Origin of the sequence: Streptomyces sp. NPDC051322, assembly GCF_040689485.1 — a bacterium.
GTDB lineage: Bacteria > Actinomycetota > Actinomycetes > Streptomycetales > Streptomycetaceae > Streptomyces.
On the sequence record NZ_JBFBAK010000003.1, the window covers coordinates 1 to 15,367 of the forward strand.

Below are 15,367 nucleotides of genomic sequence, written 5' to 3' on the forward strand. Positions count from 1 at the left end.
TTGCGTTTCCGACTCTATCAGACTCTTTCGTGTCCGATTCCCGGCCGACGGGATTCGCTTTCCAGTTCCACGCTTTCGCGTTTCCCTTTCCGGCGATTCCGACTCTATCAGAACCTTTCGGCGCTGACTCCCAGTCAGAGTGGGCTGCCATCCCGGCCCTCGGGCCGTTCCGACGTCTCAAACTCTAGCGGATTTCCCGGGTGGCTCATAATCGAGTCGACGAGTTCGAATTCAGGCATGCCAGAATTCTCCCCGGCGGGAGATCGTGCTGAGTTTGGTTGCCGCATTCGCGGCGGATGTGCTGTCGCAGAACCGTTCCGGCTCCGTGACAACTCGAAGAACTTTACAGAACCACTGGAGGCGCGTCAACTCGCCCCGATGGCTGCTGTCAAGCGAGTTCCGGCGCCCGCCGCGGCAGGCAGCGCGGAGTAGCACGCGTCACTCCAGGTCGGTGAGTCGGCCGCCGGCATCCGGCTGGGCGTCCTCCACCCGGCGGAGCAGTACGTCCAGCATCTCCCCGAGCGCCGCACGATCCTCGCTCGACAGGTCCTGGAGCAGGTCCGCCTCGAAGGTCGTCGCCATCCTCATGGCCTCGAGCCACTTCGCGCGGCCCTCGTCCGTGAGCTCGACGATCACTCGCACCCGGTTGTTCTCGTCCCGGTCCCGGGTGACGAAGCCTTCGCCGGCCATCCGGTCGATGCGGTGGGTCATCGCGGCCGGAGTGAGTCCAAGCCGCTTGGCCAGCTCGCCGGGGCCCATCCGGTAGGGGGAGCCGGCGAGAACCAGGGTCTTCAGTACCTCCCACTCCGTCTTGCTGATGCCCAGGGCCACGACCTGGCGTCCGTACGCGACGTTCATGCGGCGGTTGAGGCGGTCGAGGGCCGAGACGACCTTCTCGACCTGGGGGTCGAGATCGCGGTATTCGCGCTGGTAGGCGGCGATCTGCTCGTCGAGCGTCGGCTCCTGGGCGCCGGGGGTCTCTGACATGCCGGCGAGTATCCCACGTAAGTCGTTGGCATCGAAGTCCTTCACTGTGTACTGTTGAGGTTCTAAGTTTAGTATCGAAGTCTTCAGGGTTGAACGAGAGGCAGGTGAGTGGTGACCAAGGCGATGGGTGCCGCAATGCGCCGGATTCAGGCAGGCACCGCGCTGAGCGCGTTCGGCATCGGCTTCACGGTGCCGTATCTGTACATCTACGTGTCCCGGGTACGGGACCTCGGCTCGAGCACGGCGGGCGCCGTGCTCGCCGTCTTCGCCGTGGCGGCGCTGGTCGTGCTGCCCTTCACCGGCCGCGCCATCGACCGGCGCGGGCCGCTACCGGTGCTGGTGGGTGCCGCTGTGCTGTCCGCCGTCGGTGCGATGAGCATGGGGCTTTCCGCCGGCGTCGGCACCGTGGTGCTGTCCGCGGCCCTGCTCGGGGCCGGCACGGCCGTGATGCAGCCCGCGCTGGCCACGATGATCGTCTGGTGCTCCAGTCCCTCGACCCGCACCCGGGCCTTCGCCCTGCAGTTCTTCCTGCAGAACCTCGCACTCGGCATCGGTGGGCTGGTCGGCGGCCAGATCGTCGACGCCGACCGCCCCGGCAGCTTCACCTTGCTGTTCGGCGTCGAGTCCGCGATGTTCCTGGTGCTGGCCGGGATCGCCGCTTCCGTGCGGCTACCCCGTACGCCCGGTGTGGAGCTCGCGCCGCAGGCGAAGGGCGGCGGCTTGCGGGCGTTGCTGCGGCACCGCGCCATGGTGCAGCTCTGTGTGCTGGGCTTCGTGGTGTTCTTCGCGTGTTACGGACAGTTCGAGTCGGGCCTCGCCGCCTACGGGACCGAGGCAGCCGGCATTCAGCCCGCCACGCTGGGCATCGCTCTGGCTGCGAACACCGCGGTGATCGTCGCGGCGCAGTTCGTGGTGCTGAAGGTCGTGGAGCGGCGCCGGCGGTCCCAGGTGATCGCGGCCATGGGCCTGATCTGGGCCCTGGCCTGGATCATCGCTGGGTACGCGGGACTCGGTCACGGCAGCCCCGCCATGGCCACCGCAGCGTTCGTCTCCACCTACGGGCTCTTCGGCCTGGGCGAGTCGATGCTGTCGCCGACCGTCGCCCCACTGGTCGCCGACCTGGCCCCGGAGTCCATGGTCGGCCAGTACAACTCGGCGTTCGCACTGGTCAAGCAGCTCGCACTGGCCATCGGTCCGGCGGTGGGCGGGCCGATGGGCGCCTCGCAGCACGCGCTGTACATCGGCACCTTCGTGGTCTTCTCCCTCGGCATCACCCTGCTGGCGCTGCGGCTCGGCCGACGCCTCACCCCCGTACAGGACCGGCCGGCGCTCGCCCACGGTTCGCGGATCGTGGCGACGCACATCCCGGAGCCCGCGGCCGCGCCTCAGTAAGGCCACTCTTCAGGGCACTCGTGAAGCTGCTCCCCCGCGCCGGCTACGGCAGCGCGAATTCGCACCAGACCGCCTTGCCGCCACCGGGTGTGCGGCGCGAGCCCCAGGAGGAGGCGATGGTCGCGATGATCGAGATGCCCCGGCCCGCCTCGTCCACCGGGTCGGCGCGACGGCGGCGCGGCAGATGGTCGTCGCCGTCCGTCACTTCGATGATCAGACGGCGGTCGGTGCGGCGCAGTCTCAGCCGCATCGGCGGGACGCCGTGCTGCAGGGAGTTGGCGACCAGTTCACTGGCCGCCAGCACGCCCAGGTCGTGGAGCTCGACGGGGAACCGCCAGGACGTCAGGACGCCGGAGGCGAAGGCCCGCGCCCGGGACGCTGCTTCCACCCCGCCGAGCAGTTCGAGCGCCGCGTTGTGGAAGAGCTCCGCGGCATGACCCGTACGGGACGGGTGGTGGACCACCAGTACGGCGACGTCGTCGTCGTGGTCGGCGGTGACGCCCAGCGCGCGGATCAGCCGGTCGCAGACCACCTGCGGGCTGCCGGTCGCGCCGGCCAGCGCGCGCTCCAGGGCGGCGACGCCTTCGTCGATGTCCTCGCCGCGGCGCTCCACCAGGCCATCGGTGTAGAGCACTGCCGCCGATCCCGGCGGCAGTGCGATGGATTCCGACGTGTGCTGCCAGCCGCCGGTCCCGAGCGGCGGGCCCGTCGGGTCGGGCGCGCGGCGGATCGAACCGTCCTCGTCCCTGACCAGCATCGGCAGGTGGCCGGCCGATGCGTAGACCAGGCGGCCCTCATTGGGGTCGTGCACGGCGTAGACACAGGTGGCGATCTGGCTGGCGTCGATCTCGGACGCGAGGCCGTCGAGGAGCTGCAGCACCTCGTGCGGCGGGAGGTCGAGGCGGGCGTAGGCCCGGACGGCGGTGCGGAGCTGGCCCATGACGGCGGCCGCCCGGACACCGCGGCCCATCACATCACCGATGACCAGGGCCGTGCGTCCGGCGCCGAGGGTAATCACGTCGTACCAGTCGCCGCCGACCGCGGCGTCGGTGCCGCCCGGCTGGTAGGTGGCGGCGATCCGCAGATCGTCCGGCTGCTCCAGCTCCTGGGGCAGCAGGGAGCGCTGCAGGGTGACCGCGGTTTCGCGCAGCCGGCGTTCGCTGGCCCGCAGCCGCTCGGCGGCCTCCGCGTGGTCGCTGACATCGGCGGCGAAGACCAGCACGCCGCCCTCCTCCTGGAGGTCCTTGATGGGGGTGCAGGTGACCGTGTAAGAACGCTCACCGGGTTTGGTCCGCACCCGGCGGGACTTGACCGTGCGAGGGGTGCCGCTGCGCAGCACCTGGTCCATCAGCGGGAGCAGGCCGAGCTCGTCGAGCTCGGGCATCGCTTCTGCTGCTGCGGCGCCGGCCGGGCGGGGGCCGAAGGCGTCGGTGTACGCGTCGTTGAGATAGGCGATGCGGTGCTCGGGCCCGTACACCAGGGCGACGAGGGCGGGGAGATGGCCGAGCACCTCCCGGACGGACAGTTCGTCGAGCGCCGGGAGCCGGTCGGGATCCGCGTCGGCTTCCTGGTCGGGGCGGGGTGCGTACTCACCGCGGGCTGCTGGCACGGAACTGTGATCGGGCCGCGCGGCGGCGCGGCGCTGCGTTCCGGGGAACCGGGGGCTCCAGCGCGTGAAGTTCACTGCTTTTCAAGCCTCGTTCGTCATTTCGTCCGTCGATACCGGGCAGCCGGGCCCCGGCGCTGCCCGGCCGGGATCCGGGTTCTTCTGTGCTGGTCCGGTCCCCCTATGGTCACACGTCCAGTGTGACCCACGGCACTGACAGGCGTCAGTCCCGCTTGCGGCGCTCGCCGCCCGCGGCCCATTCGAACTCGGCGCGCGGATGCTCCAGCGAGCCGAGTGAAACGATCTCCCGTTTGAAGAGACCGGCAAGTATCCACTCGGCGAGCACCTTGGCCTTGCGGTTGAAGGTGGGGACCCTGCTGAGGTGGTACGCGCGGTGCATGAACCAGGCAGGGTAGCCCTTCAGCTTCCGGCCGTAGACATGGGCGACGCCCTTGTGGAGGCCGAGCGAGGCGACCGAACCGACGTATTTGTGCTCGTAGTTCCTGAGTGGCCGGCCGTGCAGCGAGGCAATGAGGTTCTCGGCGAGGACCTTGGCCTGGCGTACCGCGTGCTGCGCGTTGGGGGCGGTTTCCGTGCCGGGCCGGTCCGCGGTGAGGTCGGGGATGGCCGCCGCGTCGCCGGCCGCCCAAGCGTGCGCGGCGCCGTCGACGGTGAGCATCGCCGTGCAGCGCAGGCGGCCGCGTTCGGTGAGCGGGAGGTCGGTGGCGGCGAGGACCGGGTGGGGTTTGACGCCTGCGGTCCAGACGAGGGTCCTGTTGGGGAAACGGGAGCCGTCGCTGAGGACCGCGACCCGGTGCTCGCAGTTGTCCAGGCGGGTGTTCAGCCGGACGTCGATGTTGCGGTTCCGCAGTTCCCGGACGGCGTACTTCCCCATCTCGTCGCCGACTTCCGGCAGGATGCGGTCGGCCGCCTCCACCAGGATCCAGTTCATGTCGTCGGGTTCGACATTGTGGTAGTAGCGAGAGGCATATCGGGCCATGTCCTCCAGCTCGGCGATGGCCTCCACCCCCGCGTAGCCCCCGCCCACGAATACGAAGGTGAGCGCGGCGTCCCGGACGGCGGGGTCGCGGGTCGATGAGGCGATGTCCATCTGCTCGATCACATGGTTGCGCAGGCCGATGGCCTCTTCGATGCTCTTGAAGCCGATGCCGTGCTCGGCGAGGCCGGGGATCGGGAGCGTGCGCGCGACGGAGCCCGGCGCGATGACCAGCTCGTCGTAACGGATCTGCGCCCCGCCCGTGCCGTCCTCGGGACCGGCCAGAGTGGTGACGGTCGCGGTGCGTCCGGCATGGTCGATCGCGGTGGCTTCACCGATGACGATCCGGCACTTGTCCAGGACCCGGCGGAGCGGGACGACGACATGGCGGGGCGAAATCGACCCGGCGGCGGCTTCCGGCAGGAACGGCTGATACGTCATATAGGGGTCAGGGGTGACTACCACGATCTCCGCCTCGTCGCTTCTCAGCTTCCGCTGGAGACGCAGCGCCGTGTACAGGCCGACGTAGCCGCCGCCGACAACGAGAATGCGCGGACCGGTCTGGGGTCCGGGGGGTGTCCCCGGCGGGATGGGATCAGTCACTGTCCCATGAGGCTACGGCCGCTCGGCTTTGTCCACAGGCTCGGCAAATTGTGTGACCGGATATCGCGGTTGCCACGGGGCTCGCGCCGGCCCCGAATGTGACGAGTGACCGCAGGTCAGAGGGTGGGGCAGGAAGGGGCCGACCGGGCGGAATGGGGAGCGTTCCGGCCCATGCTCCGATCGGGGGGCGCTCCGTGCGGAACCACCCTCTTCTGAATCGACTCCGGCTCAACTATGTTCGTAGTCCGTCGGGGTTGCCGGGACTGGGCCCCCGGCGACCAGGCGGGGAGTCTCCGGGGGGAGACATCATTACCGGGGGATCAGCTATGCACATTCAGGACGCTCATTGGCAGAATGCCGCAACAGCGGACGGAAACGGACGGGCGGGCGCGGGCACGATCACGCACTCCGCGCCTCTCCGGGTGGACGCACAGCGCAATCTGGAGCATGTACTGCGGGCAGCCCGCGAGGTGTTCGGGGAGCTGGGGTACGGCGCTCCGATGGAGGATGTCGCCCGTCGGGCAAGGGTCGGGGTCGGCACGGTGTACCGGCGCTTCCCGAGCAAGGAGGTACTGGTGCGGCGGATAGCCGAGGAGGAGACCTCCCGGCTGACCGACCAGGCGCGTACGGCGCTTGGCCAGGAGGACGAACCGTGGTCCGCGCTCTCGTGCTTTCTGCGGTCATCGGTGGCTTCCGGCGCGGGGCGGCTGCTGCCGCCCCAGGTGCTGCGGGTGAGCGTCCCGGGCCCGGAGGACGGCGTCGCGGTGCTCCCCGTGCGGGACGGTACCCGGGTGCCGCAGCAGCGGTCCGGGTCCTCCGACCACGGGCCCTCCGACGACGGGCCCTCCGACGACGGGGCCGGCCGCGACACCGACCGCGGCTCGTCGGCCGGCGGGAGCCGGTGGGCCGGGGCAGGACTGCCCGAACTGTCCGGCCTCTCCGAGGACGACGCCCCGGGCGCCGCCGAACTGATCGAGGTCGTCGGGCAGTTGGTGGACCGTGCGCGAGGTGCGGGGGCGCTCCGCGCGGGTGTCACGGTGGGCGATGTGCTGCTGGTGATAGCCACCGCGGCACCGGCGCTGCCCGAGGCGACGCAGCAAGTAGCCGCGTCCTCGCGACTGCTGGACATTCTGCTGGAGGGGCTGCGATCGCGGACGGCGTGAGTCCTGGTCGGTCCTCACCGTGGTCCGGGTAACTGGCTGATTCTGCCCCTTACGGGTGAGGGTCGGAGCTCCGGTCCGGGAAAACCGCCCGGATGAGTGGTTGCTGAACGAGGGCCGCCCTGTTGCGCTCCCCGCTGTGCCACTCTTGGCCGGTGTTCTGGTCCGAAGGTGTACACGGGGGCTTGCCGCGATGAGCGTTGAGGGGCGGGACGAGCCACTCGAACGTCTCGGCAAGCTGCCGGCTCAGGGCGGCCCGGCAGACAGCCCGACCGACGGCCCGACCGATGGCTCAACGGGCGGTCCGACGGGCGCCGAGCGGCCCAGCAGCGTGCCGCAGCAGCGACAGCGGGAGGGCGACGGACAGGACAGCGTCCTGCCGCCGCCCCGTTCGCTCGAACTGCCGCCGTCCGACGCGGAGCTGATCCAGCAGATGCGGGACGGCGCGGACAGCGCCCCAACAGACAGCGCCCACCCCGACACGGCGCAAACGGACACGGCGCAAACGGACAGCGCCTATGCGGAGCTGTTCCGTCGGCACGCCGACGCCGTGCGCCGCTATGCCCGCACCTGCTGCCGTGACGCACACACCGCCGACGACCTGACCGCCGAGGTCTTCGCGCGCACCCTCCAGGCGGTACGGGGTGGGGCCGGGCCCCAGCAGGCCGTCCGGGCCTATCTGCTGACCACGGTCCGCCACGTCGCCGCGACCTGGACAAAGTCCGCCAAGCGGGAGCAACTGGTCGAGGATTTCGCACTCTTCGCCGACCAGGCCGCCAGGTCGTCCTCGTCCGAGGTGTCCGACCAGGACACCCTGGACCTGGGAGCGGATGTGCGGGCGATGCAGATCGCCGAGCAGTCGCTCGCCATGGAGGCGTTCCGTTCGCTGCCCGAGCGCTGGCAGGCGGTGCTCTGGCACACCACCGTCGAGAAGGAGTCGCCGAGCGAGGTCGCGCCGCTGTTCGGCCTCACCGCCAACGCGACCGCCGTGCTGGCCGGCCGTGCCCGCGAGGGGCTCAAGCAGGCGTACCTCCAGGCCCATGTGAACCAGGCACTCACCGGGAGCGGCGACTGTGCGCGGTACGCTGACCGGCTCGGGGCTTACGCCCGCGGCGGGCTGCGGATGCGGGCCGAGCGGGGGCTGCGGAAGCATCTCGAGGAGTGCGCCAAGTGCCGGGTGGCGGCGGGCGAACTCAAGGACGTCAACGCCGGCATCCCGGCGCTGGTCCCGGTCGCCGTCATCGGCTGGTTCGCCGGTGGCTCCGCGCTCAAGGCTGCCGGCCTCGCCGGCGGCGTGGCGGGGGCAGCGGGCGCGGGGGCCGCATCCGCCACCGGCGGCGGTTCCGCGGGCGGCGGAGCCGCCGCGTCCGAAGGACTGGGCGCACCCGTGAAGGCAGGAATCGCCGCGGGAGTGGTGGTGGCGGCCGCCGCCGGACTGGCGTTCGCCCTCGCGGGCAGTGACGCGCCGCCCCGAGCGAAGCCGGAGGCGGCCCCGCCGGCCGCACAGCCGGTCAGTCCACCCGCACCCACGACCACCCCGCCGTCACCGCGACCGAAGCCACCGCCGCCCCCTCCTGCGCCCGCACCGCCCCGTACCCCCGCGCCGAAACCGACCGCCGAACCGACGCCGCCGAAGCGGGCACCCGAACCGACACCGGAGCCCGCACCGCCGAAGCCGCCCCCCAGCGAGAAGCCCGTACCACCGAAGCCGTCCCCGAAGCCGCCTCTTCCGGCGCCGACCGTGTACCGGGTGAACCGCCTCTCGTACTCCCTGCTGGGCCAGCACACCGCGCCGGAGATCGACCTCGGCGGCAGCAGCTGGGTGTGGCAGCGCGGGAATCTGCGAGTGGACCGCACGACCTATGACCACGGGATCACGGTGCACACCCCGTCCAGCGTGACCATCGAGCTGAACCGGCGATGCTCCACCTATCAGGCATTCGCCGGTATCGACGATCTGTCGCTGGGGCTCGGCTCGGCCCGCTTCTCGGTGTACGGCGACGGGACCCGGCTGTGGCGCTCGGAAGTGCTGCACGGCGGGGACCCCGCGGTGCCGGTCACCGTCGGGATCGCGGGCCGCAGCCGCATCCGTCTGGTGGTCGAACGGGGCGGCCCCCTCAGCTCGGTGGGGCTCGCCGACTGGGCACAGTCGCAGATCAGTTGCGGCTGAGCAGCCGGGGCGCCGGTTCGGCTCCTACCCGCTGCACCGGTGCGGTTCCTGCCCGCTGCACCGATGCTGCTCCTACAGGCTGCGCCGGGGCACGACCCCGCCCGCCACGGCCCGCTGCTTCGGTGCGGCCGAGCCCGTCCAGCAGGTGCCGCGACGCGAGAGCAGCCGCCGCAGCCACAGCTCGGTGGAGATCAGGTCCGCGAGGCCGTCCAGCGGCACGCGTTCCCCCTCCGCGGCCGCGCGCAGCGCCTTGCGGACCACCCGGGCCTCGACCAGGCCCGCGTCGGCCAGCAGCGGAGCGTCGAAGAGGGCGATCAGGGTGTCGATGGATGCCCGCAGGCCCTGGTGGAAGGTGGCTGTCGCGGTGGGATGGGAGGGTGCGCCCCAACCGGGCGGCAGATCACGGATGCCCGCACCGGCCAGCACCGTACGCAGGATGGCTGCCCGCGCCCCCGGCTGGACCCGCAGCGACTCGGGGAGTACCCGGGCCGCCCGTACCACCTGATTGTCGAGGAACGGGGCGTGCAGCCGCTGGCTGCGGACCTCCGCCGCCTGCTCGAAGACCCGGTGATCCGCGGCGCGGCGGGCCAGCGCGGCGCGGGCCCGGGCCTCGCCGGGGCGTTGCACCGAGGTGGGGCGGAGGGCCGACTCCTGGAGACGAACCGATACTTCGGCGAGCGCCTCCCCGGTCAGCCAACGCGCCGCGGGCCCCGGCCGCGACCAGGTCAGCGCGGCCAGCGAGGCGTCCAGCGTGGAGCCTTCGGCGGTCAGGAAGAAGTCCCGGTCGCGGAGCCGGTCGGCGGCGGCCTCGATGCCCGAGCGGTACGGCGTACGGGCCAGTCTGCGCGCCGCCCGGTACACGGTGAACGGGATGAGGACGGAGCCGTCCGCCTTGGCCAGTGCGGTGACCGGACGCACCAGGTGGCGCCTGCGCCGGTCCATCAACAGGTCGGCCAGGCGCGCCGGATGCGCGTCCAGCACCTGGCGTGCGCCGTCGCCCACGAAGTGGTCGGCGCTGCCTGCGGCCAGGCGCCTGCGGTGGCGCTCGGCCGTGATGAGCGAGGAACTCGGCTCGTCCGTCAGCGGGCCGCTCTCCAGATCGGCGTAGGGCAGGGCCTCTGCACCGGCGGCGACCACCACATGGTGCAGTCGGGGGTTGGCCGCGATGGCGCCCGCCCGCTCCAGTTCCGGCTCCTGGCCGCGCGCCGCCAGGTCGTTGAAGGTGACGGCCAGCAACCGCTCCCCGGCACCGGTGCCGTGGCCCAGCAGGGTGCCGGGCACGCCGGGCAGTCCCGCCGCGAGCAGGGCGAGGGTCGCCGACGCGCTGCCGCCCGACAGGTCGGCGCCGATGCCGGGGGCCGGCGCGCCCCGGGCGGCCCGCCGCTCGGCGGGTCCCATGCCGGGGACCGGGCCCGGGTCGGGCGCCCGTGTCTCGGGGGCATGGCGCGGGGCGGTGAGCCTGGCCCGTACGGCTTCGACCAGCGCGTTCCGTACACCATCGACCGCCCGGTCGGCCTCGACCTGTGCGGCGGCCACGGCCAGTGAGGCCACCGGTTCGTATCCGGTGATCTCCCGGGAACCCTCGCGCAGGATGAGGGCGTGGCCGGGCGGGATGCGCCGCACCCCCGCGTACGGAGTGGAGTCGCGCAGCGCCTCCGGCACGTCGGGGCAGGCGAGCAGCGCCGCCAGGTGGCCGATGTCCAGCTGGGCTTCGATCAGGTCGGCGAGCGGGAGAGCGGCGGTGGCGTAGGCGGTGCCGTTCGCCCAGGGGGTGTGGAAGACCGGTCTGGCGCCGGCCAGATCACCGATGACGGTGACCCGGCGCCCGGACTGCACGACGACGGTGTAACTGCCCGGCCATGCGGTGAGGTGGCGCAGCGCGCCGCCGCGGGCGGCGAACAGGCCGACTCTGAGCTGGTCGTCGGTGGCCGCGCAACACCCCAGTACGGCAAGGCGGGTGAAGGGATCGACGGTGATCACGCGCACCTCGTCGGGGCGCCAGTCACCCACCGCCCAGAGCGGATCGGGGTCGCCCCAGAGCAGTTGCGAGCCGACGGGATGGACAGTGCGACCCTCGTCCGTGGCACCGACGGAACCGGCCGTACCGAAGGTCGCGGCGACACTGCTCCACCCCACCAACCACCGCATCGCCGCCTCCACAGGCTGTGGACAGATAAGAACGCCAAGGGCGTTCGAGTCCATGCTGCCATGACAACGGCGTAGCGGAGGGAGTACGGAAGCGCGCACCGAAATGTGAATGCGCCCCCGGCAAAGGCCAGTCGACTGTGCCCGACGAGGGTCGCCATCCGGCCATTCTGACGAACGGGCACCAGTGCCCCGAACGGGACTCCACGGGCATACGGGGCTGCGGTCCGGGAGGCGTCGTCCGCCCCCCGGACCGGCTCGCCGCCCGCGGGGATTGGGGCGGCGGTATCCCCCGGCCCGCTGGATCCAGTACAGCGGGCCGACCCACGCACTGGTCATCGAAGCGCTCCCGGCGACGCCGGACCAGAGCGCACGGCCGGGCGCACGGCCACACGCGAGGAGCACGGCACGCGATTGAAACCGCTCCGGGCGGGCAACATTCCCGCCATCCGGAACATCACCCCTTAACGGTAGGGATGCGGCGAACTACGCTGGGTTTACGAATGCCATGCACGGCTTCTCAGATCAGAGGGGTTGCCGCGACGTGGCGGCCGTCTGTGTGTCGAGGGGTGGCGCATGTCCAGGGAGCTACGCGGGCCGAACGACAAACTCGGCACCGTTCTCGCCCTCGCGGGAATCAGCAACGCCGGACTGGCGCGCCGGGTCAACGACCTGGGCGCCCAGCGGGGCCTGACTCTTCGCTACGACAAGACCTCCGTGGCCAGGTGGGTCTCCAAGGGCATGGTGCCCCAGGGCGCCGCGCCCCATCTGATCGCCGCGGCGATAGGCGCCAAGCTGGGCCGGCCGGTACCGCTGCACGAGATAGGTCTCGCGGACGCCGATCCGGCCCCCGAGGTCGGTCTGGCGTTCCCGCGCAGCGTGCATGCGGCGGTGGTGTCGGCGACCGATCTGTACCGACTCGACCTGGCCGGCCGACGGGCCGGAAGCGGCGGCATCTGGCAGTCGCTCGCCGGATCGTTCGCCGTCACGGCATATGCGACGCCTGCCTCGCGATGGCTGATAACACCCGCGGATTCCTCGGTCGCGAGGGGCGCGGACGAGGTGGTGGACCCTGCCGCGCTGCGGGTCGGTCACAGCGATGTGGCGAAGCTGCGGGAGGCGGCCGAGGACGCGAGACGCTGGGACTCCAAGTACGGCGGCGGCGACTGGCGTTCCTCGATGGTGCCGGAGTGCTTACGCGTCGACGCGGCCCCGCTGCTGCTCGGTTCGTACTCCGACGAGGTGGGCCGGGCGTTGTTCGGCGCGACCGCCCAGCTCACCAGACTGGCCGGCTGGATGGCCTTCGACACCGGCCAGCAGGAGGCCGCGCAGCGGTACTACATCCAGGCGCTGCGGCTCGCCCGGGCGGCGGCCGACGTCCCGCTGGGCGGATATGTACTGGCTTCGATGTCTCTGCAGGCCGTGTACCGGGGCTTCGGCGACGAAGGGGTGGACCTCGCGCAGGCAGCCGTGGAGCGCAACCGGGGCCTCGCGACGGCCCGCACGATGAGTTTCTTCCGGCTGGTCGAAGCACGGGCGCACGCACGCGCCGGTGACTCGTCGGCGGCCGGCGCGGCACTGAAGGCAGCCGAGGGCTGGCTGGAACGCTCCCGGGACGGTGATGCGGACCCGTCCTGGCTGGGCTTTTACACCTACGACCGGTTCGCCGCCGACGCGGCGGAGTGCTACCACGACCTGAAGGCCCCGCGTCAGGTGCGGCGCTTCACCGAACAGGCGCTGTCGAAGCCGACGGAGGAGTTCGTCCGCTCGCACGGGCTGCGTCTGGTGGTGAGCGCGGTGGCCGAGCTGGAGTCGGGAAACCTCGACGCGGCCTGCGCAGCGGGCACCCGGGCGGTGGAGGTCGCCGGGCGCATCTCGTCGGCCCGGACCACCGAATACGTCAGGGACCTGCTGCACCGCCTGGAGCCGTACGGTGACGAACCGAGGGTGGTGGAACTGCGCGAGCGGGCCCGTCCGCTGCTCGTCGCTCCGGTGTAGCGGGCTCGTCCGGAGCAGGCTCGTGTGGAGCGGGTTCGTGTGGAGCAGGCTCGTCGTGCGGCGCTGGTTTGAGCGCGTTGTCAGTGGGCCAGTGCACTATCGGGGTGGGAGGAGGTGCGATGTCATCCGGCAAGGGGTCGGTCCGTGGCGGCGCTGTCATGGACCGCGGTTTCGACTGCGACGTACTGGTCATCGGCGGCGGGATCGTCGGTCTGTCGACGGCTTATGCGCTGACCCGTGCGGCGCCCGGCCTTCAGGTGGTGGTGCTGGAGAAGGAGCACGGCACCGCCCGCCACCAGACCGGCCGCAACAGCGGAGTGATCCACAGCGGGATCTACTACCGGCCCGGATCGCTCAAGGCGCGGTTCGCCGTGCGCGGCGCGGCCGAGATGACCGAGTTCTGCCGGGCAGAGGGCATCGCACACCGGATCACCGGCAAGCTGATCGTGGCCACCGACCGGGCGGAACTGCCTCGCCTGCACGCCCTCGCCCAGCGCGGCAGGGAGAACGGCATTCCGGTGCGGGAGCTGGGCCCCGCCCAGATCACCGAGTACGAACCGGAGGTCCGGGGCCTGGCCGCGATCCAGGTCGCCACCACTGGGATCGTCGACTACGGCGCGGTGGCCGAGCGGCTCGCGGCGGCCTCGGGCGCCGAGATCCGCTGCGGCGCCGAGGTGGTGCGGATCTCCCGCCGTGCGGAAGGGGTCGCGGTCGCCACCGCGGACGGTTCGGTGCTGCGGGCCCGCTCGCTGGTGAACTGCGCGGGGCTGCACTGCGACCGGATCGCCCGCCTGGCGGGTGACCGCCCGGGGATGCGGATCGTGCCGTTCCGTGGGGAGTACTACACGCTGGCGCGCCCGGAGCTGGTGCGTGGTCTGGTCTACCCGGTCCCCGACCCCGCCTTCCCGTTCCTCGGTGTCCACTTGACCCGTGGCATCGAAGGCGGCGTACACGTCGGCCCGAACGCGGTGCCCGCGCTGGCCCGCGAGGGGTACGGCTGGGGTGTGGTGCGCCCCGGCGACCTGGGTACCACGCTCGCCTGGCCGGGCTCCTGGCGGATAGCCCGGCGCCACTGGCGGTACGGCGCCGGTGAGCTGCACCGTTCGCTGTCCAGGCCGGCCTTCGCCGCTGCGGTACGGCGGCTGCTGCCCGCCGTCGACGCGTCCGACCTGCGCCGCGCACCCGCGGGCGTGCGGGCGCAGGCGGTGCTCAGGGACGGCACGCTGGTCGACGACTTCCTGATCCGGGAGGCGCCCCGCACCGTCCATGTGCTGAACGCCCCGTCGCCGGCCGCGACCGCCGCCCTGCCGATCGGCCGGGAGATCGCCCGCCGGGCGCTGGCCTCGGTGGCGGTCCGGGCCTGAGCGCGGCGGGGTACCGCGGAGCTCGGCGGCGGCGGAACCGCGGAGCAGCGGCGGACCGTAGAATTGACGGCATTGTGTCCGATCTCCTGAATCCCGGCCCGCACGTCACCGGCGCAGACGTCACCGGCCCGCGTGTCACCCCCGTAGACGTCACCGGCCCGGCCGCCCCCGCCGCCGAGTCCCCCGCGCCGCGCCGTGCCAAGGGTGAGCCGCGCTTCCCCGGCGGTCCCGCCGCCGACCCCGCGGGCTCCCACCACGAACGCCGTATCCGCAGCTTCCAGCCCCGCCGCAGCCGGGTCACGACCGGCCAGGGTGACGCCCTGGAGCGCCTGTGGCCGCAGTGGGGTCTGGACATCGACGGGCTGCGGGTGCTGGACCTCGACGAGATGTTCGGCGGCCTCCCGGTCGTCCTGGAGATCGGCTTCGGCATGGGCGAGGCGACCGCCCGGATGGCCGAGGCGGACCCGGACACCGGCATCCTCGCCGTCGACGTGCACACCCCGGGCCAGGGCAACCTGCTCCGTCTCGCGGAGCAGAACGGGCTGGCCAACATCCGGGTGGCGAACGGGGACGCGATCATTCTGCTCCGCGCCATGCTGACGCCGGACGCGCTCACCGGGCTTCGGGTGTACTTTCCGGATCCATGGCCCAAGAGCCGCCACCACAAACGGCGGCTCATCCAGCCCGAGTTCCTCGACCTGGCCGCGAGCCGGCTGGCACCCGGCGCCGTCCTGCACTGCGCGACGGACTGGGAGCCGTACGCCGAGCAGATGCTCGACGTGCTGACCGCGCACCCGCAGTTCCGCAACACCGCTGCGGACGGCGGCTATGCACCGAGGCCGGCGTTCCGGCCGGTGACGCGTTTCGAGGGCCAGGGACTCGAAAAGGGCCACACCGTGCACGACCTGTTGTTCCTCCGCTGCTGAAGCTCGGGCGTACCCCTGC

At 71.8% G+C, this 15,367-nt stretch carries 10 protein-coding genes; 6 read left to right on the forward strand and 4 right to left on the reverse strand.

The window, feature by feature from the left end; all coding sequences use genetic code 11:
- Positions 1-438: 438 nt before the first annotated feature.
- Positions 439-987, reverse strand: a complete 549-nt coding sequence (locus AB0436_RS08165; protein WP_366466922.1) for a MarR family transcriptional regulator — start codon at positions 985-987, stop codon at positions 439-441.
- Positions 988-1,110: 123 nt separating this feature from the next.
- Between AB0436_RS08165 and AB0436_RS08170 the strand changes: the two genes are divergently transcribed.
- The gene (locus AB0436_RS08170; RefSeq protein ID WP_366466923.1) at positions 1,111-2,379 is read left to right on the forward strand and encodes an MFS transporter; all 1,269 of its coding nucleotides are present in this window, start codon (positions 1,111-1,113) and stop codon (positions 2,377-2,379) included.
- 43 nt (positions 2,380-2,422) lie between these two features.
- Here AB0436_RS08170 and AB0436_RS08175 read toward each other — a convergent pair whose 3' ends face one another.
- Positions 2,423-4,063, reverse strand: a complete 1,641-nt coding sequence (locus AB0436_RS08175) for an ATP-binding SpoIIE family protein phosphatase (protein ID WP_366466924.1) — start codon at positions 4,061-4,063, stop codon at positions 2,423-2,425.
- Positions 4,064-4,208: 145 nt separating this feature from the next.
- Positions 4,209-5,585, reverse strand: a complete 1,377-nt coding sequence (locus tag AB0436_RS08180) for an NAD(P)/FAD-dependent oxidoreductase (RefSeq protein ID WP_366466925.1) — start codon at positions 5,583-5,585, stop codon at positions 4,209-4,211.
- A 326-nt stretch (positions 5,586-5,911) separates the two neighbouring features.
- On the opposite strand from AB0436_RS08180, the gene AB0436_RS08185 reads away from it, so the two are divergent.
- Positions 5,912-6,748, forward strand: coding sequence for a helix-turn-helix domain-containing protein (locus tag AB0436_RS08185; protein WP_366466926.1), 837 nt, complete (start codon positions 5,912-5,914; stop codon positions 6,746-6,748).
- A 190-nt stretch (positions 6,749-6,938) separates the two neighbouring features.
- Positions 6,939-8,915: a sigma-70 family RNA polymerase sigma factor gene (locus tag AB0436_RS08190; RefSeq protein WP_366466927.1), complete on the forward strand. Its 1,977-nt coding sequence runs from the start codon at positions 6,939-6,941 to the stop codon at positions 8,913-8,915.
- A 72-nt stretch (positions 8,916-8,987) separates the two neighbouring features.
- Here the strand turns inward: AB0436_RS08190 and AB0436_RS08195 are convergent, their stop codons facing one another.
- The gene (locus tag AB0436_RS08195) at positions 8,988-11,063 is read right to left on the reverse strand and encodes an asparagine synthase-related protein (RefSeq protein ID WP_366466928.1); all 2,076 of its coding nucleotides are present in this window, start codon (positions 11,061-11,063) and stop codon (positions 8,988-8,990) included.
- A gap of 573 nt (positions 11,064-11,636) precedes the next feature.
- On the opposite strand from AB0436_RS08195, the gene AB0436_RS08200 reads away from it, so the two are divergent.
- The 3 genes from AB0436_RS08200 (at position 11,637) to trmB (ending at position 15,348) form a co-directional block, all read left to right on the forward strand.
- A complete protein-coding gene (locus tag AB0436_RS08200) occupies positions 11,637-13,058 on the forward strand; it encodes an MFS transporter (protein WP_366466929.1) in 1,422 nt (473 codons plus the stop codon).
- 119 nt (positions 13,059-13,177) lie between these two features.
- On the forward strand, positions 13,178-14,422 hold the full coding sequence (lhgO, locus tag AB0436_RS08205; RefSeq protein ID WP_366466930.1) for an L-2-hydroxyglutarate oxidase: 1,245 nt from the start codon (positions 13,178-13,180) through the stop codon (positions 14,420-14,422).
- 74 nt (positions 14,423-14,496) lie between these two features.
- Positions 14,497-15,348, forward strand: a complete 852-nt coding sequence (trmB, locus tag AB0436_RS08210; protein WP_366466931.1) for a tRNA (guanosine(46)-N7)-methyltransferase TrmB — start codon at positions 14,497-14,499, stop codon at positions 15,346-15,348.
- Positions 15,349-15,367: the final 19 nt, after the last annotated feature.